Genomic DNA, 23,069 nt, shown 5'->3' on the forward strand with positions numbered 1-23,069 from the left:
TTCAGTCTCCTCCACTGATGAATATTGGTAGCCCGCTGAAGGTTCCCGCCTCAGCGTTTGCCTCTTTTCGAGAGCGCAAAGGTGAAGATCAAGGCGATGACGAGCACCGCTCCCTTGACGAAATCCTGGGTGTAGTAAGGAGCGTTCATCATCGTCAGGCCTTGCAACAGGATGCCGACGAAGAGAGCGCCGACGGCTGTGCCGAACGCATTTGGCTTGGCAGCGCCCAACACGGCATAGCCGATGAGGGCAGCAGCAACGGCGTCGAGAAGCAGATTGTTGCCCGAAGCGATGTCGCCGCGCCCAAGCCGGGCAGCAAGCAGAATGCCGCCGATCGAGGCAAAGACCCCGGAAATGATATAGGCCGAGATCTTGTAGGCATTGACGGGCGCGCCGGCGAGGCTTGCCGCGCGCTCATTGGAGCCGACGGCATACATCATGCGGCCGAAACGGGTGTATTCGAGGAAGAACCAGATGACTATAGCCAGCACGATCAGCACGACGACCGAAACCGGCACGAGATTAGGCAGGATGAAATCGAAGCGGTGACGGCCAAGCGCCAGAAAGGCTGGGCTAAAAGCCCCCGTTGCGGTCGAGCCATCCGGCAACGTCATGCCCGTTGCGATCGAACGCCCTTCGGTCGGGATGCGCTGCAAACCGAGCAGCAGGAACATCATTCCAAGCGTCGCCAGAAGATCCGGAACGCGCATATAGACGATGATAATGCCATTGACGAGGCCGACGAGTACGCCGACAGCAAGACAGACGAGTGTCGCCGTCAGAGCGTCCCCGCCCATGACCACCATCACATAGGACGAGGCCATCATGGCAGTGGTGGCAACCGAACCGATGGAAAGATCGAAACCGCCGACGACGAGCGTCGCCGTGACACCAAGCGCCAGAATGCCCGTGATCGATACAGATTGCAGGATGAAGACCGCGCTCTGCGGCGAGGCGAAACCGCCGGTGACCAATGAGAAATAGAGCACCAGGCCAGCAAGCAGCACGAGGAAGCCATATTTGATCGCGGTTTCCCGGATATTCAGGGCCGCTGGCGGAACGGTGCCGGTGGCGGCGGGTTTGCTCTCTTCACTTATCATCATGCACTGACCTGTTGATGGAATTGTCCGGCAATCTCGGAGAGCAGCCGCTCGACATCGATGTCGACATTGCGGTGCTCGCCCACGATGGTCTGTTCCGACATCACGAGGATGCGGTCGGCGACTTCGAAGGCTTCGTCGAGTTCCGTCAGGAAAAGAATGGTGGTGCGCCCGACCGCGGAAGCACGCAGTTTCTCACCGATATCACGGCGGGCGGCGATATCGACGCCCTGGAATGGTTCGTCAAGAATAAGCAACCGTGATGGCTCGGACAGCCAGCGGCCGACCATAACCTTCTGCTGATTGCCGCCCGACAACGTTTGCATCTCGTCGCGCTCGCTGCGGCAAACAACACTGAGCGACGAAATCTGCTGGCGCGCCGATGCCTTCTCCGCCCGGCGGCTGGCAATGCCAAAAGTCGAAAGGCGGCGCAGAAACGGCAGGCTGATATTCTCGTAGATATTAAAATCGGGCACGATGCCGCTGATCGCCCGGTCCTTGGCAACAAGGAAAACGCCCTCGACAATAGCCTGGCCCGTCGTTTTCGGCGCATAGCGCATGCCATCCAGCGTCATTTCGCCGGCTGCCGGGGCGCGCGCGCCAAATAGCGTTTCTGCCAGCGCCGTTTTGCCGACACCGACAAGACCGGTAACGGCAACAATCTCGCCGTCACCGAGATCGAAATCAAAGGGCCGTGCCTGTTCTGACAACTTGAGGCCCCTCACGCTGAAGACCGGACGGCCAGCATCGCGCACATCAACTGCACCGGCGGACACCTTGCGACCCAGCATGGCATTGACCGCGCCTTCGTAATCAAGTTCCGGTCCTTCGAAGCGGCCAGTGATGCGACCGTCGCGTAGCGACACGATACTGTCGGCAAGGCGGCGGATATCCGACATGCGGTGCGAGATATAGAGAATGGCGACGCCCCGTGCCTTCAGCCGGTCAACGAGGTCAAACAGGCGGTCCGCCTCGGCGCTGGAAAGCGACGAGGTCGGTTCGTCAAGGATCAGCACTTTTGGTTCATGCGCCATGGCGCGTGCAATCGCCACCATCTGGCGGTCAGCAAGCGTCAAGTCATTGATATTTGCCGAAAGATCGATGGCAAGCCCCATGCGCGAGGCAACCGCAGCCGCTTCGCGGCGTACCCGGCGCGGATTGAAGAACAGTCGCGCGCCGCGCCCGTTCAGCCGGTCCAGCGTAAGGTTGGTCGCGACATCGAGGTCGGCGACGACGCCGTCATTGATGTTCTGGTGCACGGTGACAACACCCGCGCGGATCGCCTCGGCCGGTTTTGCCGGTTCGAAGACACCGCCCGCCAGCGTGATGGTTCCGGCATCGCGCTTATAGACACCGGAGAGGATGCGCACGAGCGTGGATTTTCCGGCACCGTTGGCACCCATCAAAACCGTCACTGCGCCTGCCTTGAGGTCGAGGTCCACACCCTGCAGTACCGTCACCGGCCCAAAGGATTTACGCACGCCCTCAATGCGAAACACTGGCTGTTCGCTCATAAATTCCTCCCACTGACGCCACGTTAAGATAGGCCGCCATCAAATGTCAAGACCATTGACATTTGACAGAATGATGCCTTAGCTGTTGGCAAAGACGGCATGGCGGCGCGTGGTGGAGGCGGCCCATGCGCAGGAGGAGAACATCATGGACAGCCACGTCTTCGAGGCGCTGAGCACAGAGACATTGCCGGTTCGGCTGGGCGGCAACGCCGCTCTGAGGGAGAAAATCGGGGGCGATTCGTCCCGCTGGACCATCAGGGAAGTTGGCGACGGAAACCTCAATCTCGTCTTCATCGTAACGGGTGAGACGGGGGCAGTGATCGTCAAGCAGGCACTGCCCTACGTGCGTCTTGTCGGCGAAAGCTGGCCGCTCCCGCTCAAGCGCTCGTTCTTCGAATATCACGCGCTCAAGCGCCAGGGCGCCCGCGATCCTGGCATGGTGCCGGACATCCTCTATTTCGATGAGGCCCAGGCAATCATCGTCATGGAGTTTTTGACGCCACATATCATCCTGCGCCGTGCGCTGATTGATGGGCGCGAGCTCCCGAAAATTGGTCGCGACCTGGGCCTTTTCGTCGCCCGCACCCTCTTCCGGGGGTCCGACCTTTCCATGGCGACCCGTGAGAAGAAGGCGGATGTTGCGCTTTTCTCTGACAATGTCGAGCTCTGCGACATCACGGAAAACCTCGTTTTTTCCGATCCCTATTTCGAGGCAAAGCTCAATCACCACACCACACCGCAGCTCGATCCAATCGTTGCGGAACTGCGCGCCGACCGTGAGCTCAAGGTAGAGGCACAGCGGTTGAAACACCTCTTCTCCGCCAAGGCCGAAACGCTCTGCCATGGCGATCTGCATACCGGTTCGGTCATGGTGACCGACGACGAGACGCGCGTCATCGATCCGGAGTTTGCCTTCTACGGTCCGATCAGCTTTGACGTCGGCATGCTGATCGCCAATTTCTGGATGAGCTATTTCTCGCAGGCCGGTCATGAGACCGCACCCGGCGCACGCGATGGCATGCGCGCTTATCTGCTCGATACGATCGACACTCTGTGGGAAACGTTCCGCGCCGAATTCGCTACTCTGTGGCGCTCCGAACGCAAGGGTATCCTTTATCAGGCAAGTCTCTTCGAAGATCGCCAGGACCCGCTTGCTGCCGAACAGGCGCTTAACATCGTCATCGACGAAATCTGGCACGAAATGCTGGGCTTTGCCGGCATTGAAACCCACCGCCGCATCTTGGGTCTTGCCCACAATGCCGATTTCGAAACCATCGCCGACCCCGACCGCCGCGCCTCTTGCGAGACCAAGGCGCTGAAGTTCGGGCGTCACCTCGCCGTCAACCGGCAGCGCATCCATAGTCTCCGGGATATCCGTGAGACGGTGGAACGGCTTGAAAAGGAGATCCTTGCGTGAAAGTCGGAGAACGCCACTACCATACGATCTGGCTGAACGAAGACGGAAGCTCCGTCGACATCATCGACCAGCGCTGGCTGCCGCATGAATTCCGCGTCGTGACGCTGAAGACCGTCGCCGACGTTGCTGTAGCAATCCGCGATATGTGGGTTCGAGGCGCTCCGCTGATCGGTGTCACGGCTGCCTATGGCGTCGCCATCGCCATGGCGAAAGATCCATCCGATGCGCATCTCGATGCCGTCTGGGAAGAGCTGAACGAGACGCGCCCGACGGCCATCAACCTGCGCTGGGCGCTGAATGCGATGCGCGAATATCTGCGCCCGTTGCCGGAGGCAGAACGTGCGGATGCAGCCTACAAGCGCGCCGCCGAGATCGCCGAAGAAGATGTCCAGCTTAACCGCGCCATCGGCGCCAACGGCCTCGATGTCATTCGCAAGATCGCCTCGAAGAAAAAAACGGGCGAGCCCGTGCGCATCCTCACCCATTGCAACGCCGGCTGGCTTGCAACCGTCGATTATGGCACCGCGACCGCACCGATCTATATGGCCGTAGAGGCTGGAATCCCGGTCCACGTCTATGTCGATGAGACGCGTCCGCGCAATCAGGGCGCCTATCTGACGGCATGGGAAATGAACGGCCATGGCGTGCCGCATACGCTGATCGTTGACAATGCCGGTGGGCATTTGATGCAGCATGGCGATATCGACATGGTAATTGTCGGTACCGACCGCACCACGGCAAACGGCGATGTCTGCAACAAGATCGGCACCTACCTCAAGGCTCTCGCGGCGCACGACAACGAAGTGCCCTTCTATGTTGCACTCCCCTCGCCGACCATCGACTGGACGGTGCATGACGGCGTCAAGGAAATCCCCATCGAGGAACGCACCGCCGACGAAGTAAGCTTCGTCCAGGGCCGCGCCGCCGACGGCTCGATTGCCAGCGTGCGTATCTCGCCGGAGGGCAGCACCGCCGCCAACCCCGCCTTCGACGTCACGCCTGCACGCCTGATCACCGGCCTCATCACGGAGCGCGGCATCGCAACGCCGTCGCCCGAAGGTCTGAAGGCGCTCTTCCCGGAAAGGAGCTGAGACGATGGTTCTAGCCAACGAAAAATCCACCGAGGAAATCGCACTCGGCATTCGTCGACGAGTCTTTTTCCATACGATGAAGAATAACGGCGGCTATCTGAGCCAGGCCTGCTCGGCTGCCGAGAGCCTAGCATTGCTCTATAATGAGTTGTTGACACTCGGCGAACCGACCCTGCCAAAAGTGCCGCTGCCTTTCCGCGGCGTGCCCTCGGCGCATAATCCAGACGCCTTCACCGGTGCTGGATATCATGGCCCCGTCGGTCCGAACTTCGACCGCTTTTTCATCTCGCCCGCCCATTATGCACTCGTCATCTATTCCGCGCTGATCGAGATGGAGCGGATGGACGAACACGCGCTCGATCATTTCAACAAGGACGGCGGCTCGGTCGAAATGATTGGCGCCGAGCATAGTCCTGGCATGGAAGTGACGACGGGTTCGCTGGCGCAGGGCCTTTCCATGGCCTCGGGCGTCGCCTGGGCGCGACTGAGGAAAAAGGAACCCGGCAAGGTTTGGGTCTACATGTCCGATGGCGAATTCCAGGAGGGCCAGACCTGGGAATGCTTGGCGGCAATGAGCTATCACAAGATCGACAACATCCGCGTCATCGTCGACGTAAACCGTCAGCAATGCGACGGGGCCATGTCCTCCGTGCTCGACCTCGGCGATCTGGCGGCCCGCGTCGCGTCCTTCGGCGCCACCTGCCGCTCGGTGGATGGCCATGATCTGGGTGCGTTGCGTGTCGCTGCCGAAAGTGCGGAGGCTGGCAAGCCGCTTATCATTCTCGCCAATACCTCGCCTTACCAGGGCATGGATTTCCTGAAGAAGCGTTTTCCTCGCCTGCACTATGTCCGATTCAAGAGCGCGGAAGAGAGGCTGGAAATGCAGACGGCACTTGCGGCCGAACTCGGCATCGATCTCACTGCGATGGAAGGGGCCTGACCATGGTCGAAATCGTCAACCGCCCCTATGCCAAGGCTTTCGAAGCCTTCGCAACCCCGCGCCCGGAAGTTCTGTGCCTTTCGGCTGACCTCACCTCATCCTGCGAGGTCGACGGTTTTCGCGACCGGCATCCGGAACAGTTTCTCACTCTCGGCATGGCCGAACAGAACATGTTGTCCTTTGCCGGAGGCCTCGCCATGCAGGGGTTCCGGCCGTTCATCCATACCTTCTCGGTTTTCCTATATCGCCGTCCCTATGACCAATTGATCAACTCGATTGCCTATTCCAATCGTAAGGTGCGACTGATGGGGTTCCTTCCCGGCATCACCACGCCGGGCGGCATTACGCATCAGGCGATCGAGGATATCGCCGTATTACGCGCGGTACCGAACATGACGATCCTCGAAACGGGCGATGCGACGGAAGTCGAGACTGTGCTGGAAGTCGCCGACAGCATCGACGGCCCGGTTTACGTGCGCATACTGCGCGGCGAAGTGCCCCGTCTGTTTTCGACGCCCTTTGAATTCAACAAGCTGCGCACTCTGTCGGAAGGCGACGATATCCTCGTTGTCTCTTCCGGCGTGTGCACCGAAGAAGCGCTGCGCGCCGCCGGTGCGCTCGCCGCGCGTGGTATCGGCATCCATCATCTTCACGCCTCGACGTTAAAGCCATTCGATAGGGACGGCCTCCTGAAAGCCGCACGCGGCAAGAAGGGCATCGTCACGCTGGAAAACCACACCATCGTCGGTGGGCTCGGTTCGCTGGTCGCGGAAATCCTGGCGGAAGAAGGGGTAGGCATCTGTCTCAAGCGCCTTGGCCTCAACGATACTTTCGCGCATGGCGCTTCGAAGCCGTATCTCATGAAGAAATATGGCCTCGACGCAGGCGCTCTGGTCCATGCAATTGAAGAGCTTGTCGGCAAAGAGCTCGCCATCGGCGAGGAAGAATTGGCGGAAGTGCGTCTCGACCACGTGCATTCCGCGCAGAAGGCCGAGGCGCTCTGATGGCACCGCGCTTTACAGTCACCTATTTCGTGCGCGCTATCGACGAAGCGGAAGCCAAAGCGCGCGCGCTCGATATAGCGCTGGAACAGACCGTGGAAATTCCGCGCAACGTCGTGCCGAAAGGCTATGTCGAGGACGAGATACTCGGTCAGTTGGAAAGCCTGCACCGGGCCCCCGAAGGCAGGTCGGGATTTCTCGCAGCAATCTCCTATTCGGAGGACGATGTCGGCGGAGATTTCCTGCAGTTTCTCAATATCGTCTTCGGCAACATCTCCATCAAGCCGGGTATCAAGGTGGAAGATATCGGCTTGTCGCCGGGCCTGCTCGACCTGTGCAAAGGACCGCGCCACGGCATCGACGGCTTGCGTTCCCGGGCCGGTGTCGGCCCAAAACCATTGCTGATGTCCGCCATCAAGCCGGTCGGTCTTTCGACTGCCGCCCTTGCCCGTCTCGCTCATGATTTTGCGCTTGGCGGCATGCATTTTGTGAAAGACGACCACGGCCTTGTCGACCAGAAAACGGCACCCTTCGAGGAGCGGCTGAAGGCCTGCGTCGACGCTGTCGGTGAGGCCAATGCGAAGAGTGGCGGTCACACGAGCTTCGTTCCCAACATCACCGGCCCTGCAACCGCGATCATTGAGCGGGCAAAACAGGCGCAGGAGTGCGGCGCTGGCGGCGTCATGATTGCGCCGGCGCTCGCTGGTTACGATATCGTGCGCGCACTCGCTGCCGATCCAGACTTTTCCCTGCCAATCGTCTCCCACCCGGCCTTTTCCGGTGCCAATGTCGTCTCGCCCGATTGTGGTTTCTCGCACCGCGCCTTTTTCGGCACGCTGCATCGCTTGATGGGTGCCGACGCCGTGGTCTATCCCAATTTCGGTGGCCGCTTCGGCTTTACCCGCGAGGAATGCCAGTCGATCGCAGAAGCTTGTGCCACTGATATGGGTGGCCCCAAGGCCATCGTCGCGGCACCCGGCGGCGGCATGACCTTCGCCCGCATCCCGGAAATGCGCGAGGCTTATGGCAATGAGGTCATGTATCTCGTCGGTGGTGCGCTGCTATCGGAACCGGATCTGATCGGCGCCTGCAAACGCCTGGTCGCCGCAACTGAACATCCAATAACGAAGTGCTGATCATAGTGAAATTTCCGCAGAAAATCCGGTCGGTTTCCGCAGGTTGTGCGGGCGGTATCCGCCACCCTTTTTCCTGTGCATGCAGCACATAGACCTAACGAAGCTTTGTGTCTTTTCACGCCATTTCAGTATCCTCGATAGGCGCCTAAGCCACACGTTATGAACGATCACTTTTCAGGGGCGAGCCATCCATCATAGCTAGACAGGCGGTAGTTCTTATCGCTCGTCGCGGACTCGAATCATTGACTTTTCAAAACAGCCGCATTTAAACACGGTGAAAATTCCCGGAATGGGTCATTCATAAGCGTCCATATTGACCTGTGCGCTGCGTTAGAAATCAAGAGTAAATCATGGCAAATGAAGATCTCGAAGCTCGGCATCTAGAGACTCTGGATCGGGACTTAGGCCGCTTCGTCAAGCTGGAAACGGCGGCGAGTTACGTCTCACGTCCGCTAATGGCACCAGGTATCGCTCTTGTATTCATCATGCTTGCCGGGCTTGGCGCGGCTATGCTGCTCGGCCAGACCAGTCAAATGCTCATTGTTGTAGCTGCAGCCGTTTTTGGCGCCTACATGGCTTTGAACATTGGTGCCAATGACGTGGCAAACAATATGGGGCCGGCTGTTGGTGCCAATGCGCTGAGCATGGGCGGTGCGATTGCGATCGCCGCCGTGTTTGAAAGTGCAGGTGCGCTCATTGCCGGGGCTGACGTCGTGTCGACGGTAGCAACAGGTATAATTGCGCCGGAAACACTCGCAACCCCGATCACGTTCATCTGGGCAATGATGGCAGCTTTGCTCGCCTCCGCGCTTTGGGTCAACCTTGCCACATGGATCGGCGCTCCTGTTTCGACCACGCATGCCGTTGTCGGAGGGGTCGTGGGAGCTGGTATCGTCGCGGCAGGCTTCGGAGCAGTGAACTGGTCCCAGATGACGGCCATCGCTGCGAGCTGGGTTATTTCGCCGTTGCTGGGTGCGATCATAGCCGCTGGTTTTCTCTGGTTGATCAAAGCCCGTATCGTCTATCGCCCAGATAAAATCGCAGCCGCTCGCGTGTGGGTGCCTATCCTTGTTGGTCTCATGGCAGGAACCTTTGCAACATATCTGATCATGAAAGGGCTGAAGCAATTAATCGATGTGTCGATTGGGGTGGCCCTGATCATTGGGTTGGCTTTTGGGCTAGGAAGTTGGATTGCCTTAATCCCGGTCATTCGACGCCAGTCACGTGGACTCGAAAACCGCAACAAGTCACTCAAAGTGCTGTTTAGCATCCCATTGGTCGTTTCGGCTGCGTTACTGAGTTTTGCCCATGGTGCAAATGATGTGGCAAATGCGGTTGGACCGCTCGCGGCAATTGTTCAGACATCGCAGACTGGCACGTTAAACGATGGTGTGGTGATTCCGCTCTGGGTAATGCTGATCGGCGCATGTGGCATTTCATTCGGCTTGTGCTTGTTTGGCCCCAAACTCATTCGGATGGTCGGCAATCAAATTACCAAGCTGAATCCGATGCGTGCTTATTGCGTGTCCCTTTCGGCCGCTATTACAGTCATTCTGGCAAGCTGGCTGGGATTGCCGGTCAGTTCGACCCATATCGCCATCGGCGCAATCTTTGGCGTCGGCTTCTTTCGCGAATGGGATACAGAACGACGATTGAAAAAGGCACGCCAAGCGCTACCGGTAAACGATTCCATTCCAGTTGAAGAGCGTCGTCGTCGCAAGCTGGTTCGCCGCTCCCACGCCTTGACGATTGCTGCTGCCTGGGTGGTAACGGTTCCTGCTGCCGCAATCCTCTCAGCCATTCTGTTTGCGCTATTGAATCAGATCCCCGTCGGGGCCCCTTGATCCAGCAACGCGGACAAGGCTTTACAACGTTTAATATCTAGAATCGCGTATTTGCAGTCATCAGGACCAGATATTGGCAAATTGCAGGCATTCTTCGGTCCTGCTTTCCTATCGGCGAACGAGCTGTGCACCTGCTGAAGCGCCCCAAAGCGCGCTTTACTGTCTAAAGATGCAGCAGTGAACCTGCCCCATCTATCATCGAGGCGCGTTCCAAGCCTGCCTTTTTGGCTTTACAGCGCAAACCATCCACAGGATCACGCACCCCAAAATCGCACATGTAACTTTCGGCGAATCGGGTGATTCTCAACATCAATCCGGCTGACATTCAAACGTCGCAAATCTAGGAAATTGCGGCGTTTTTCCGGCATACAGGGACGGCCTTCCTCATTTGTAAATTCCATAAAAATGTCTCGTTCCGTACCGAAAAACAGACACAGAAATTGCTCAATAAAATGTGAATATGTTAATTAAGTCAAAGCGTTGATAAGTTCTCTTGCAAGTGGCGTTCTTATCCATAAGATGCGAGCCATTTCAAAAATTACAAAGGAGGGGTTCTCAAATGTATCGTAAATTTCTACTGACAGGTGTGTGTCTTCTGGCGCTGGCCGGAGTAGCATCGGCTGAAGTCGTCCTCAATCGCGGCAACGACACCGATCCGGCGACTCTTGACCATCACCGCACGTCGTCGGTGGCTGAAGGCAACGTCATGCGCGACTTGTATGACGGTCTGACAATTCAGAACGCAAACGGCGAAGCAGTGCCGGGCGTAGCGAAATCCTGGGATGTTTCCGAAGACGGCACGGTCTACACCTTCCATCTGCGCGATGACGCAAAATGGTCGAACGGCGATCCGGTCACAGCCGGTGACTTCCAGTTCACTTTCCGCCGCCTGATGGACCCGAAGACAGCCGCCGGTTATGCCAGCATGTTGTTCATCATCAAGAACGCCGAAGATATTGCCGGTGGCAAGAAGCCGACCGACCAGCTCGGCGTCGAAGCTGTCGATGACCATACGCTCAAGATCACGTTGAATGCCCCTGCTCCGTATTTCCTTGAGCTTCTGACCCATCAGACCGGCTTTCCGATGAACCAGAAAAGCGTCGAGGAAAATGGCGACAAGTTCACCACGCCCGGCAAGATGGTGACGAACGGCGCTTATATGCTGGAAAGCTTCACCCCGAACGACAAGATCGTGATGAAGAAGAATCCGTATTATTATGAAGCGGATCAAGTGAAGATCGATACGGTGAACTGGATACCGTTCGAGGACCGCGCAAGCTGCATGCGCCGTTTCGAGGCGAAGGAAGTGCAGATCTGCTCCGACGTTCCGGCCGAGCAGATGGACTATGTGAAGAAGAACCTCTCCAAGGAATTCCGCATGGCGCCTTATCTCGGCGTCTATTATCTGCCTGTTAAGGGCAAGACTGCGGACAGCAAGTTGAAGGATCCGCGCGTCCGCCAGGCAATTTCCATGGCTATCGACCGTGATTTCATCGCCGACCAGGTCTGGCAAGGCACCATGCTGCCGGGTTATTCGATGGTTCCTCCAGGCATCGCCAACTATGTGAAGGATGCGCCAAAGCTCGACTATTCCGACGACATGCTGGAGCGCGAAGACAAGGCCAAGGAGCTGTTGAAGGAGGCTGGTGTCGAGCCGAACGCGCTTTCTATCGAACTGCTGTATAACACCTCGGAAAACAACAAAAACACCATGGCAGCCATCGCCGATCAGCTCGGCAATATCGGCATCAAGGCTTCGCTCAACGAAACCGAAGGTGCGACTTACTTCAATTTCATGCGCGACGACGGCCCATTCGATATCGCCCGTGCGGGCTGGATCGGCGATTACAACGATCCACAGAACTTCCTTTTCATCAGCCAGAGCAATGTGAGCTTCAACTATTCCAAAGTGAAGAACGCCGACTACGATGCGTTGATGGCGAAGGCCGAAAAAATTCTCGATCTCAATGAACGTGCCAAGACGCTGGCTGAAGCCGAAAAGCTGAAGCTTGATGAGATGAGCAATATCCCGATCCTCTATTATTCGTCGCGCGCCCTTGTTTCGGACAAGATCGACGGTTGGAACGACAACCTGATGGATAGCCACAAGACGCGCTGGCTTTCGTTTAAACAATAAATTTTCAGCTTGGGCTGCGCTTCTCGGCGCGGCCCTTTTTTCTTCCGGCAGTTCCGGAGGGCCCTCATTTATCGGGGCAAACATTTTTAAAAAGCATATGGGAGTTTTTCAATGGTTCGCGGATTCTTGATGACAGGCGTTTGCCTGATAGCGCTGAGCGGTGCCGCAGCGGCAGAAACAGTGCTCAACCGGGGTAACGATACCGACCCCGCCACGCTGGACCAACATCACACGACCACCGTTTCGGAAAACCGTGTTCTGCGTGACCTTTATGAAGGTTTGCTCGCGCAGAACGAGAAGGGCGAGGCCATCCCCGGCGCGGCTGCATCGTGGGATATTTCCGAAGACGGTCTCACCTACACATTCCATATGCGCGAAAATGCCAAATGGTCGAATGGCGATCCCGTCACTGCGGGCGATTTCGAGTTTTCCTTCCGCCGCATCATGGACCCGAAGACGGCTGCCGGTTACGCCAGCGTTCTCTATGCGATCAAGAATGCCGAGGAAGTGGCCACCGGCAAGATGCCGGTCGATCAGCTTGGCGTGAAGGCGTTTGATGACAAGACGCTGCAAATCACTCTCAAGAACCCTGCTCCTTATTTCCTCGAGCTTCTCACGCACCAGACGGGATTTCCGGTCAACAAGAAGGCTGTCGAGAAGTTCGGCGACAAGTTCACCCTGCCCGGCAATATGGTGACCAATGGCGCTTATACGCTTGTCGGTTTCACTCCCAATGACAAGATCTCCATGAAGAAGAACCCGAATTACTGGGACGCTTCCAATGTGAAGATCGATGCGGTCAACTGGATACCGTTTGAAGACCGAGCAAGCTGCATGCGTCGCTTCGAGGCGAAAGAGGTCGACATCTGTTCCGATGTTCCTGCCGAACAGATGGATTATGTGAAGAAGAACCTCAGCAGCCAGTTCCGCCTCGCTCCTTATCTGGGCATTTATTATTTCGATATTAAAGGCGAACCGTCGAGCAAACTGCGCGATCCGCGCGTGCGCCGGGCCATATCGATGGCTGTTGACCGCGATTTTATCGCCAACGAAGTCTGGCGCGGCGTGATGCTGCCAGCTAATTCCATGGTACCGCCTGGTATTGCGAACTACGTGAAGGACGCACCAAAGCTGGATTTCGCCGATGAAGATGTGCTGGATCGGGAAGACAAAGCCAAGGAACTGCTGGAGGAGGCTGGTGTACAGCCCGGCACCCTCTCGGTAACCTTGCGTTACAACACTTCCGAAAATCACAAGAACACCATGGCCGCGCTTGCCAATATGCTGGGTAATATCGGCATCAAGGCAACGCTCAATGAAGTCGAAGGTGCTACTTTCTACAACTACCTCCAAGAGAAGGGGATGTTCGACATCACCCGCGACGGATGGATCGGCGATTACAACGATCCGAATTCGTTCCTGGAGCTTTATACCACCGACAATTACTTCAATTATGCCGAATGGTCGAACAAGAATTACGACGCGCTGATGGCGAAATCCGCAACCACGACCGATCTTAAAGAGCGGGCAAAAATCCTCGCTGAAGCGGAGAAGATACTGCTCGGCGACGGTGCTGTCGTGCCCCTGATGTACTATTCGTCCACCGCTCTCGTTGCCGACCGCGTTCAGGGTTATGAAGACAACCTCATGAATTCGCACGGCACGCGTTGGCTATCGACAAAGAATTAAAAACAAAAATGAAACACGCCCTTAGTGGGATTTGCCGGATCGTTTGAAAGCGATCCGGCAAAGAAGGGAAGAGAACATGCTGGGCTATACGCTCCGACGATTGGGTAGTGCGATACCCACGATATTTATCATCATCACGCTGACATTCTTTCTGATCCGGCTTGCGCCCGGCGGACCTTTCGACCTTGAAAGGCCGATTGATCCACTGATCCTGGAGAACCTCAAGAAGGCCTATAATATGGATGCGCCTTTGTGGCAGCAGTATCTGATCTATCTGGGCAATCTTCTGCACGGCGATCTTGGACCAAGCTTCACGCGACGCGATTTCACCGTGAACGACCTTTTCGCTTCCGGCCTGCCGGTTTCGATCATGCTCGGCACGCTCGGACTGACGCTTGCGGCAATTATCGGAACGTTTCTCGGCACACTGGCAGCGCTGAAGCAGAATTCAGCCGTCGACTATTTCGTTGTCGCACTGGCCACATTCGGCATCACCACACCGAACTTCGTCGTGGCCCCTCTCCTCAGCCTTTTGTTCGGTGTCATCCTCGGCTGGGTTCCGGCAGGCGGCTGGTCGTCGGCCAATGTAACCTACTGGATATTACCGGTTCTGACACTTGCATTGCCGCAGGTCGGCGTCATTGCGCGTCTCGTACGCGGAGCGACCATCGAAGCTTTGCGCGCCAATCACGTGCGCACCGCGCGCGCCTATGGCCTGCCATCGCGTGTGGTTGTGGGCGTGCATGCATTGCGCGCCGCCATGCTTCCCGCCGTCTCCTATCTCGGCCCGACGGCTGCAGCCCTGCTCACGGGTTCGGTCGTCGTCGAGACGATTTTCGGCATTCCCGGCATCGGTCGCTATTTCGTGCAGGGCGCGCTCAGCCGCGATTACACCCTCGTCATGGGAACCGTTGTTGTCATTTCGGTCTTCGTCGTGGTGTTCAACCTGATTGTCGACCTTCTTTATGCATGGCTTGATCCGAGGGTTCGCTATGACTGATCTTTCTGTACCGACGGAAACAGCCCGGCTGGAAGTTCCAAGCCGCTCGCTCTGGCAGGACGCATGGTTGCGCCTGCGCAAGAACAGGGCTGCGGTGGCAAGCGCTATCGTCCTTCTCCTGATGGCTTTTCTGGGCATATTCGGCCCGATGCTGAGCCCGCATCCTTACGACAAGATTTATCCGCAGTTCGTGCGTGTGGCCCCAAGCCTGGAAGCCTATCCGCGTGCGGATACCATCCTGCCGGGCCTTGACCGCGAACTTGCCCGCGCGCGATTGAAAGCTGCCGGCGAACCGGAACTGAGCGGCAACAATGTCGTTGTCGATTTCACCGCACAGCGCCCGACGGATGAACGTGTGCTGCGTTATTTCCAGCGCTCCGACTTGTTCAGCAATCCGAAGATTGACATCGCTTCCGATGGGCTGTCGGGCAAGCTGACCCTCAACGTGACGCGCAATTATTTCCTGCTCGGCACTGATAATCTTGGCCGCGATCTGATGACGCGTATCTTCATCGGCGTGCGCATGTCGCTTGCCATCGGCCTGCTTGCTTCGGCAATGTCTCTGATACTGGGCGTGTCCTTCGGTGCCATCTCCGGTTATCTGGGCGGACGCGTCGATAACGTGATGATGCGGCTGGTGGATATTCTCTATTCGCTGCCCTTCATCTTCTTCGTCATACTGATGCTCGTCTTCTTCGGGCGATCCATTTTCATCATCTTCATCGCCATCGGCGCGACGGAATGGCTGGATATGGCGCGCATCGTGCGCGGACAGACATTAAGCCTCAAACGTCAGGAATTCGTTCAGGCGGCAGAAGCGCTTGGCGCGACGCGGCGCGGCGTCATCACCCGCCACATCATTCCGAATGCGCTCGGCCCGGTCATCGTTTTCGTGACGCTTCTGGTACCGAAGGCAATCCTGCTCGAAAGTCTCCTCTCCTTCCTCGGTCTCGGCGTTCAGGACCCTCTCACCTCTCTGGGGCTGCTGATTTCCGAAGGTGCCCAGAACATGCGTGGAGCAAGCTGGCAATTGATCTGGCCTGCCGCAACGCTGACCATCATCCTGTTTGCGCTGAACTTCCTTGGCGACGGCCTGCGCGACAGCCTTGACCCGAAGGACCGCTGAGATGACGAGTGAAAACATTCTGAGCGTGCGCGACCTGAAGGTCACTTTCGACACGCATGACGGGCCGGTGCAGGCGGTGCGCGGCATCAATCTCGATGTCAAAGCCGGTGAAACCATCGCCATCGTCGGCGAGTCCGGCTCCGGCAAGAGCCAGACGACCATGGCAATGATGGGGCTTCTGGCCCAGAACGGCAAGGCGACCGGGCAGGCGCTCTATCGCGGTCAGGATCTGATCGGCATGTCCGAAAAGAAGCTGAACAATATCCGCGGTGCAAAGATCACCATGATCTTTCAGGAGCCGATGACGTCGCTCGATCCGCTTTACCGCATTGGCGACCAGCTTGCCGAACCGCTTCGCTATCATCGCGGCATGAACAAGAAGCAGGCGCGCCCGCGTATTCTTGAACTGCTCAAGCTGGTCGGCATTCCGGAACCGGAGCGCCGCATCGACAGCTATCCCTATGAGCTGTCGGGCGGACAACGGCAGCGTGTCATGATCGCCATGGCGCTCGCCAACGAACCGGATATCCTGATTGCCGATGAACCGACGACCGCGCTCGATGTCACCATTCAGGCCCAGATTCTCGATCTTCTGGCCGATCTGCAGAAGCGGTTGGGCATGGCGGTGGTCTTCATCACGCACGATCTTGGCATCGTGCGGCGCTTTGCCGACCGGGTCTATGTCATGCGTTCAGGGGAAGTGGTTGAAACCAACGAGACGGAAAAACTGTTCACCGCGCCTGAGCATCCCTATACGAAGATGTTGCTCGATGCGGAGCCGGAAGGCGAAAAGGCCCCTCCCCGTGAAGATGCACCGGTGCTGGTTCGTGCAGACAATGTGAAGGTCAACTTTCTCATCAACAAGCCATGGCTCGGCGCTGCGAACTATCTCACCGCCGTCAATAATGTCTCGCTGACATTGAAAGAAGGCCAGACCATCGGCATCGTGGGAGAATCCGGTTCCGGCAAGTCCACGCTCGGCCGCGCCATTCTGCGTCTTCTCCCGTCAGAAGGCCGCATCGCTTATCTCGGTAAGGAATTGCCGACGGAATCGCAGGCGATGCGTCCGAAACGCCGCGAATTGCAGCTCGTTTTTCAGGATCCTTTCGGCTCGCTCAGCCCGCGCATGACCGTGGGACGCATCATCACCGAAGGGCTTCTGATCCACGAACCGAACCTTTCGGCGAAGGAGCGCGATCGCCGCGCGCAGGAAGCCTTGCGGGAAGTCGGCATGGACCCGGCTATGCGCAATCGCTATCCGCACGAGTTTTCCGGCGGCCAGCGTCAGCGCATCGCCATCGCGCGCACTATGATCCTGAAACCGCGCGTGATCGTACTCGATGAGCCGACAAGCGCGCTGGATCGTTCGGTCCAGAAGCAGATCGTCACGCTGCTGCGCGACCTGCAGAAGGATCACGGCCTGTCCTATCTCTTCATCAGCCACGACATGGCGGTCGTGCGTGCGGTCTCGGACTATGTGATCGTGATGAAGAACGGAAAGATCGTCGAACAGGGCGATACCGAACAGGTCTTCGATCACCCGCGCGAGGACTATACCAAGGCCCTGATGGCGGCGGCACTCAGCGAAGAACGCTTCGGCACGTAACATCATGATTGAGTAAACAAGCGAAAGGGCCTGATCAACAGGCCCTTTTTCATGCGGAAGAGTTCAGGCGACGCTGTGCAGTTCCGTGCAAACCTTGTTGCGGCCCATATGCTTGGCGCGATAAAGCGCGGCATCGGCTCTGCGGAAAACAGTCTGGAAATCATCGTCTCCCGGCGTGCAGAAAGCGATCCCCGCACTGGTCGTCGTTGAGAAGTCCCCCGTCGGGGCCTCGAATGCAATCGCCGCCAAGGCTTTGCGGATTGCGTCGGCCAGAGCGAGAACATCGCTATTTTGCTTCTGCCTCAAGATCAGAACGAACTCCTCGCCGCCGATACGGGAGATGAGGGCCGCGCCTTTGACATGGCTACGCAGAACGTCGGAGAAGGTGCCCAGCACCTGATCGCCCACAATGTGTCCATGCGTATCATTGATGGATTTGAATGCATCGAGATCGAAGATCACGACTGAATCCCCGAGTTGCAGTTCATTATCGTCCAGCACGTCGTAAAGCGCGCGCCGGTTCAGCAATCCGGTCAGGCTGTCGGTGCGTGCCTCATTGGCATGACGGCGGGCAATGCGCGACTGGGTGAAATTCAGTGACAGCGCGCCAATGCCCGTAATGCCTATGATGGCGGTAATGGCATTGATATCTTCGGCCCAATTGCTTGGGATCGTAGTCATGACCCACTGTTGTTCATGCAGGATGACAGCGCCGCACAGAAAAAACGAAATCGCCGTCAGGGTATATAGAGCGATCATGCCTATGACAGGGACCGGCGCTTCCCGATAAACACGGAAATATTCTTTCGCCGTCAGCAGGAGCAGCAGAGCCGAAGTCAGATTGAAGATCGCCGTGCCGGTACCCGTCTGCCCGGCCAGAATAGGAAGCGTCGTTGCGCATATGACGGCAACCGCCAGAACGACCAGAAAGCTGCGTTGTATCGGACGTCCGGAAATCTGCCGAGAACCAATAATCAGAAATATGAAACCGATACTTTCCAGGCTGAAAGCAACAATCGAGGCCGTAGCCAGCGACAAAGGCCCCGCATAATAAAGCACTGCTCCCGTGCCGAGCAGGATCATGCCAAGGCAGCCCCAAAGCAAAAACTTGTCCCGCGAATTCTGATACCAGACGCTGAGAATCGTAAGGCCTACTGCCAGCGAGCAGATACCAGTCGCAAAAAACAAAGTGTTCTGGTCGAGTCCCAAAGCTGCCTTTCCCCCACCGCATGCCCGCGATGAAACCAAGTGTAATTCAGCTCTTGAAAATAAGCGATAAGCAATATGCTCCCATCAGACAGGCATCGTCCCATTGGATGCCATATCTATACAGAACAGATGAGCTATGGTTAATAATCAGCGCGCGGGGTTTTGGTAAAAGAGGTCGAGATGTTGAAAATTGCATTGCTGGCAGGCAGCCTGACACTTCTTGCGGCGCAATCGTCGTTCGCAGACGAACAGACAATCGAAGGCGTGGGCCTCGGCAGGGAAATCACCTGCACCTCCGGCGATGTCGGAATCTACGGTGCGGAAAATAACGTCAAGCTCAAGGGAGAATGCGGCCACGTCACCGTTCATGGCGTTTCCCATACCGTGACCTTTGAGAACGCCCAGAAGCTCTCGATATCGGGAACTGACAACACGGTGTCGGGCGGAGCAACGCAAAATCTGATTGTTGAAGTGTCGAACAATCAGGTATCCGCCACCTTGAAGGAAGGAACGGACCCTTCAATTCTGGAGGTTTCCGGCGCAGCGAATATCGTCAATGTAAAGGTCGACGGGCCTTCGCAATTCGACGTCAGCGGCGCGAACCATCAGGTGACCTGGTCACTTGCCGACGGCTCCACCGAACCGACAATCTCGATCTCCGGTGCCGATAACGATGTAACCAAGGCTGAATAAAAATAGCCTGCGCAGCACCAGGAAGGAGCCGCGCAGCTTATCGGTTCAGGCTGCCAGCGAAGCCATATCGATGACGAAGCGGTAGCGCACGTCGCTTTTCAGAACGCGCTCATAGGCTTCGTTGATGTCCTGAATAGTGATCTTCTCGATTTCCGAAACGATGTTGTGCTGACCGCAGAAGTCCAGCATTTCCTGCGTTTCCTTGATCGAACCGATCATCGATCCCGCAAGCGACTTGCGACCGGGAATGAGCGAGAACGCATGCACCGGCACCATGTTTTCGGGAACGCCGACGACAACCATCGTGCCGTTCACCTTGAGCAGGGCAAGATAGGCATTCCAGTCGATGGCAACGCCAACCGTGCAGATGATGAGATCGAACGATCCTGCCAGCTTCTCGAAGGTGGTTGCGTCGCTGGTCGCATAATATTCGTGGGCACCAAGTTTGAGGCCATCTTCTTTCTTTGAAAGCGACTGGCTCAGAACCGTTACATGCGCGCCCATGGCGTTGGCAAGCTTGACGCCCATATGCCCGAGCCCACCCATGCCGATGATCGCAACCCTTTTGCCGGGACCGGCATTCCAATGGCGCAGCGGCGAGTACAGCGTGATGCCTGCACAAAGCAGCGGTGCTGCTGCATCGAGCGGAAGGTTGTCCGGCATGGAGAGGACATAGCCTTCCTTGACGACGATATGGTCGGAATATCCGCCCTGCGTCCGTGCCTTTCCTTCCGCATCGAAGGTGTTGTAGGTCTGGATGAGACCGGGAAGATAATGCTCATTGTCGACATCCCGGCTGGCGCAGCCAACACAGGAATCCACGAAGCAGCCGACGCCTACCTTGTCGCCGACCTTGAACCTGGTGACCGCATCGCCGACGGCGGTGACGACACCTGCGATTTCGTGCCCCGGAACGATGGGATAAACTGCGTTCTTCCATTCATTGCGGACGGTATGGATGTCGGAATGGCAAACGCCGCAATACTGGATCGAGATGACCACGTCATCCGCATTGGGCTCGCGCCGTTCAAAAGTGAACGGAACCAACGGCTCATCTGCATCCGTAGCAGCATAACCTCTTGCTATGGCCATGATAGACTCCATTTATTGGATTGGGGAAGCAGGCTAAATATGCCGGATGCAAGGACAGATGCGGTAGACCGATCCTGCAAGCTTCTTGCACGATCCTGCAAAACTGCCTGCTTCACGATTGCTGATGCATGCCTGTCTGATCAATAATTTCTGTATTCTATCTCATCTCAAGCGGATAACCTATGACCTCACTGACAGACACCTATAAAGAGCTGGCCGCTCTGGCTGAGCGTTTCACCGGACAGGACGGTGAATATCGCACACCAATCGAAGGTCTGGGGATCAGCAGGCGGACAACGCCAAGCATCCCATGCCACAGCAGCTATCGGCCCTGCCTCGCCATGGTGTTGCAGGGAGCGAAATCCCTGCGTCTCGGTTCCGAGACGATCAACTACACCAAGGGCGAATATCTGGTGACGTCACTCGACCTGCCCGTCACATGGCGGGTGGTGGAAGCAAGCCCGGAAGCGCCGCATCTTTGTCTGGCTCTCGCTATCGACAGCGAAAAGCTCACCGACCTGATAGGGCGCGCCGACGTTCGCAGGCATATGATGACCGACGGCGATCAATGGGGCATCACCGTCAATGCTGCACCAGCGGGATTGCTGGATGCAGCCTTGCGCCTGCTGCGCCTCCTCGACAACCCGGAGGATATTCCGGTGATGGCACCCCTCATCGAACAGGAAATTCTCTATCGCCTTCTGACAGGTCCGGGCGGCGAGCGCCTGATCAACATCGCAACCGCCGACAGCCAGGCTAACCGGATAGCCCGCGCCATCGGGTGGCTTCGGCAGAACTTCGCAGCGCCATTGCGGATCGAACAGCTTGCCGAACACGTCAATATGAGTGCGTCGTCATTTCATCATCATTTCAAGGCGATTACGGCTATGACGCCGGTTCAATATCAAAAGCAGTTGCGTCTGAACGAGGCACGCAGGCTGATGCTGGTCGAGCGGCTGGATGCCGGTACGGCGGGTCATCGCGTCGGCTATCAAAGCCCTTCGCAATTCAGCCGTGAATATAGCCGCTTCTATGGAAATCCGCCCATGCGCGACATCGAAGCCGCATAGATAGAAACGGCGGAACTTGTGTTCCGCCGTTACTTTATTCTCAGTGGGTCTGGCTGCCGCGGACCGCTGCGACATCTGCCGCCTTTACCGGTCCTGCGCTGTTCCCCCATGCCGAGCGCACGAATGTCGCCAGTTCGGCAACTTCGTCATCCGACAGGCGGTCGGCATAACCCTGCATCACCAGACGCATCGGACGCTTCGCCGTGGACGGAACCTCGGCGCCGTGCAGGATGATCGAGATCAGCGGCTTCGTTTCCGAACCTGTCACAAGATCATTCCCGGCAAGCTCTGGGAAGATTTCCGGTGCGCCCTTGCCCGTCACGAAGTGACACGCGGCACAATTGTCTATGTAGAGACGCGCACCAAGAGGCATATCCGGAGAAGCTTCCGTCAGCATCTTTGTCGTTGCTTCACCGGCGGCATCGGCCGGAGCCGCTGGCAATGCCATCGACGCCTTTGAAGCAAAACCCTGCGGCACTTCGACGGCTGCGCCGTCGATCCCCTTCAGGAATGCGGCAATCGCCAGATTGTCTGCATCGGTGAGATGTTGCAGCGAATGCTCGACCGCAAGGCCCATTTCGCCATTGGCCGTGGAGTAGGAATTGCGGCCTGTTGCAAGATAGGTCGCCAGTTCCTCGATGGACCACTTCTGCGGAGCGGAATTGGCGCCGCGCAGGGACGGTGCATTCCAGCCATCGACGACGCCTCCGGTGAGGAAGTCCTTGTCACCGACCTGTGTGCCACTTTGCGCCATCAGCGGATTGCGCGGGCTATGGCAGGCGGCGCAATGCGCCGGTCCCTCGACCAGATATTGTCCGCGATCCTCTGCTTTCGATTTGCCAGCGGCCTTGAAGCCTGCTTCCTGGCCAAGAGCCAGCCAGTTCCAGGCGCGAATGCCGAAACGCATGTTGAACGGGAAGCCTAGCTTGGTTTCCTGAACGACATTGTTCACCGGCTCTACCTGATGCATGAAATAATCATACAGCGCACGGACGTCTTCTTCCGTCAGCTTGCGATAGTTCTCATACGGCATTGCCGGATAGAGATGCGAGCCGTCGGCACGAATGCCGTCATAGAGAGCGGCGCGAAACTGATCGAGTGTCCAGTTTCCAATGCCGGTCTCCTTGTCAGGAGTGATGTTGGTCGTCCAAATCGTGCCCATCGGGCTTGCAATCGGGCGACCACCGGCAAAGGGCTTGCCGCCTTCCGCCGTATGGCAGGCCATGCAGTCGGAGGCATACATGACATACTGGCCCTGCCCTTCAGCGGGCTTCCAGTCTGCGGCCAGTTCCTTGGTGGGCTTGGTCAGTTGTACCGGCACGAAGATGAAGGCCAGCAGCGCGATAATCCCGATGACGACCAGAACGCCGATTATGCGAAGAAAAGTTTTCATCACCATTCTCC

At 57.3% G+C, this 23,069-nt stretch carries 18 protein-coding genes; 13 read left to right on the top strand and 5 right to left on the bottom strand.

The features are described from left to right. Window positions 1-50: 50 nt before the first annotated feature. Entirely contained in the window at window positions 51-1,100 is a 1,050-nt protein-coding gene (locus ACYSN1_RS09460; RefSeq protein WP_140019394.1) for an ABC transporter permease, read from the bottom strand. Next, the gene (locus ACYSN1_RS09465) at window positions 1,100-2,614 is read right to left on the bottom strand and encodes a sugar ABC transporter ATP-binding protein (protein ID WP_461725443.1); all 1,515 of its coding nucleotides are present in this window, start codon (window positions 2,612-2,614) and stop codon (window positions 1,100-1,102) included. The genes ACYSN1_RS09460 and ACYSN1_RS09465 overlap by 1 nt, the downstream gene beginning before the upstream one ends. Before the next feature lie 145 nt (window positions 2,615-2,759). Between ACYSN1_RS09465 and mtnK the strand changes: the two genes are divergently transcribed. The 11 genes from mtnK (at window position 2,760) to ACYSN1_RS09520 (ending at window position 17,601) form a co-directional block, all read left to right on the top strand. Next, window positions 2,760-4,031, top strand: coding sequence for an S-methyl-5-thioribose kinase (gene mtnK / locus ACYSN1_RS09470; RefSeq protein WP_461725862.1), 1,272 nt, complete (start codon window positions 2,760-2,762; stop codon window positions 4,029-4,031). After that, window positions 4,028-5,122, top strand: a complete 1,095-nt coding sequence (gene mtnA, locus ACYSN1_RS09475; protein ID WP_461725444.1) for an S-methyl-5-thioribose-1-phosphate isomerase — start codon at window positions 4,028-4,030, stop codon at window positions 5,120-5,122. The genes mtnK and mtnA overlap by 4 nt, the downstream gene beginning before the upstream one ends. A gap of 4 nt (window positions 5,123-5,126) precedes the next feature. After that, entirely contained in the window at window positions 5,127-6,062 is a 936-nt protein-coding gene (locus ACYSN1_RS09480; protein WP_461725445.1) for a transketolase, read from the top strand. A gap of 2 nt (window positions 6,063-6,064) precedes the next feature. Beyond that, on the top strand, window positions 6,065-7,066 hold the full coding sequence (locus ACYSN1_RS09485) for a transketolase family protein (RefSeq protein ID WP_461725446.1): 1,002 nt from the start codon (window positions 6,065-6,067) through the stop codon (window positions 7,064-7,066). Further along, the gene (locus ACYSN1_RS09490) at window positions 7,066-8,199 is read left to right on the top strand and encodes a RuBisCO large subunit C-terminal-like domain-containing protein (protein WP_461725447.1); all 1,134 of its coding nucleotides are present in this window, start codon (window positions 7,066-7,068) and stop codon (window positions 8,197-8,199) included. The genes ACYSN1_RS09485 and ACYSN1_RS09490 overlap by 1 nt, the downstream gene beginning before the upstream one ends. A gap of 350 nt (window positions 8,200-8,549) precedes the next feature. After that, entirely contained in the window at window positions 8,550-10,043 is a 1,494-nt protein-coding gene (locus ACYSN1_RS09495) for an inorganic phosphate transporter (RefSeq protein ID WP_461725448.1), read from the top strand. 559 nt (window positions 10,044-10,602) lie between these two features. Next, entirely contained in the window at window positions 10,603-12,180 is a 1,578-nt protein-coding gene (locus tag ACYSN1_RS09500) for a peptide ABC transporter substrate-binding protein (RefSeq protein ID WP_461725449.1), read from the top strand. 111 nt (window positions 12,181-12,291) lie between these two features. Further along, window positions 12,292-13,869 (top strand): peptide ABC transporter substrate-binding protein, encoded by a 1,578-nt coding sequence (locus tag ACYSN1_RS09505; protein ID WP_461725450.1) that lies wholly within the window; start codon window positions 12,292-12,294, stop codon window positions 13,867-13,869. A 76-nt stretch (window positions 13,870-13,945) separates the two neighbouring features. Further along, window positions 13,946-14,869, top strand: a complete 924-nt coding sequence (locus ACYSN1_RS09510) for an ABC transporter permease (RefSeq protein WP_109989404.1) — start codon at window positions 13,946-13,948, stop codon at window positions 14,867-14,869. Further along, complete coding sequence (locus ACYSN1_RS09515; protein ID WP_176036097.1) at window positions 14,862-15,995, top strand: ABC transporter permease; 1,134 nt, start codon at window positions 14,862-14,864, stop codon at window positions 15,993-15,995. Before ACYSN1_RS09510 ends, ACYSN1_RS09515 begins: the two co-directional genes overlap by 8 nt. Window position 15,996: 1 nt before the next feature. Continuing rightward, entirely contained in the window at window positions 15,997-17,601 is a 1,605-nt protein-coding gene (locus tag ACYSN1_RS09520; RefSeq protein ID WP_461725451.1) for an ABC transporter ATP-binding protein, read from the top strand. A gap of 63 nt (window positions 17,602-17,664) precedes the next feature. Here ACYSN1_RS09520 and ACYSN1_RS09525 read toward each other — a convergent pair whose 3' ends face one another. Further along, on the bottom strand, window positions 17,665-18,810 hold the full coding sequence (locus ACYSN1_RS09525) for a GGDEF domain-containing protein (RefSeq protein ID WP_461725452.1): 1,146 nt from the start codon (window positions 18,808-18,810) through the stop codon (window positions 17,665-17,667). 180 nt (window positions 18,811-18,990) lie between these two features. Between ACYSN1_RS09525 and ACYSN1_RS09530 the strand changes: the two genes are divergently transcribed. Next, window positions 18,991-19,503 carry a DUF3060 domain-containing protein gene (locus tag ACYSN1_RS09530; protein ID WP_176036095.1) on the top strand — a complete coding sequence of 171 codons (513 nt, stop codon included), beginning with the start codon at window positions 18,991-18,993 and terminating at the stop codon, window positions 19,501-19,503. Between the two features lie 45 nt (window positions 19,504-19,548). Here the strand turns inward: ACYSN1_RS09530 and ACYSN1_RS09535 are convergent, their stop codons facing one another. Further along, window positions 19,549-20,595: an NAD(P)-dependent alcohol dehydrogenase gene (locus ACYSN1_RS09535; protein WP_461725453.1), complete on the bottom strand. Its 1,047-nt coding sequence runs from the start codon at window positions 20,593-20,595 to the stop codon at window positions 19,549-19,551. 182 nt (window positions 20,596-20,777) lie between these two features. Here ACYSN1_RS09535 and ACYSN1_RS09540 point away from each other — a divergent pair, with 182 nt between their 5' ends. Beyond that, on the top strand, window positions 20,778-21,665 hold the full coding sequence (locus ACYSN1_RS09540; protein ID WP_176036093.1) for an AraC family transcriptional regulator: 888 nt from the start codon (window positions 20,778-20,780) through the stop codon (window positions 21,663-21,665). Window positions 21,666-21,705: 40 nt separating this feature from the next. On the opposite strand, the gene ACYSN1_RS09545 is transcribed toward ACYSN1_RS09540, so the two are convergent. After that, window positions 21,706-23,058 carry a c-type cytochrome gene (locus ACYSN1_RS09545; RefSeq protein ID WP_461725454.1) on the bottom strand — a complete coding sequence of 451 codons (1,353 nt, stop codon included), beginning with the start codon at window positions 23,056-23,058 and terminating at the stop codon, window positions 21,706-21,708. Window positions 23,059-23,069 lie beyond the last annotated feature (11 nt).

This window comes from Brucella sp. LJL56 (genome assembly GCF_054871705.1).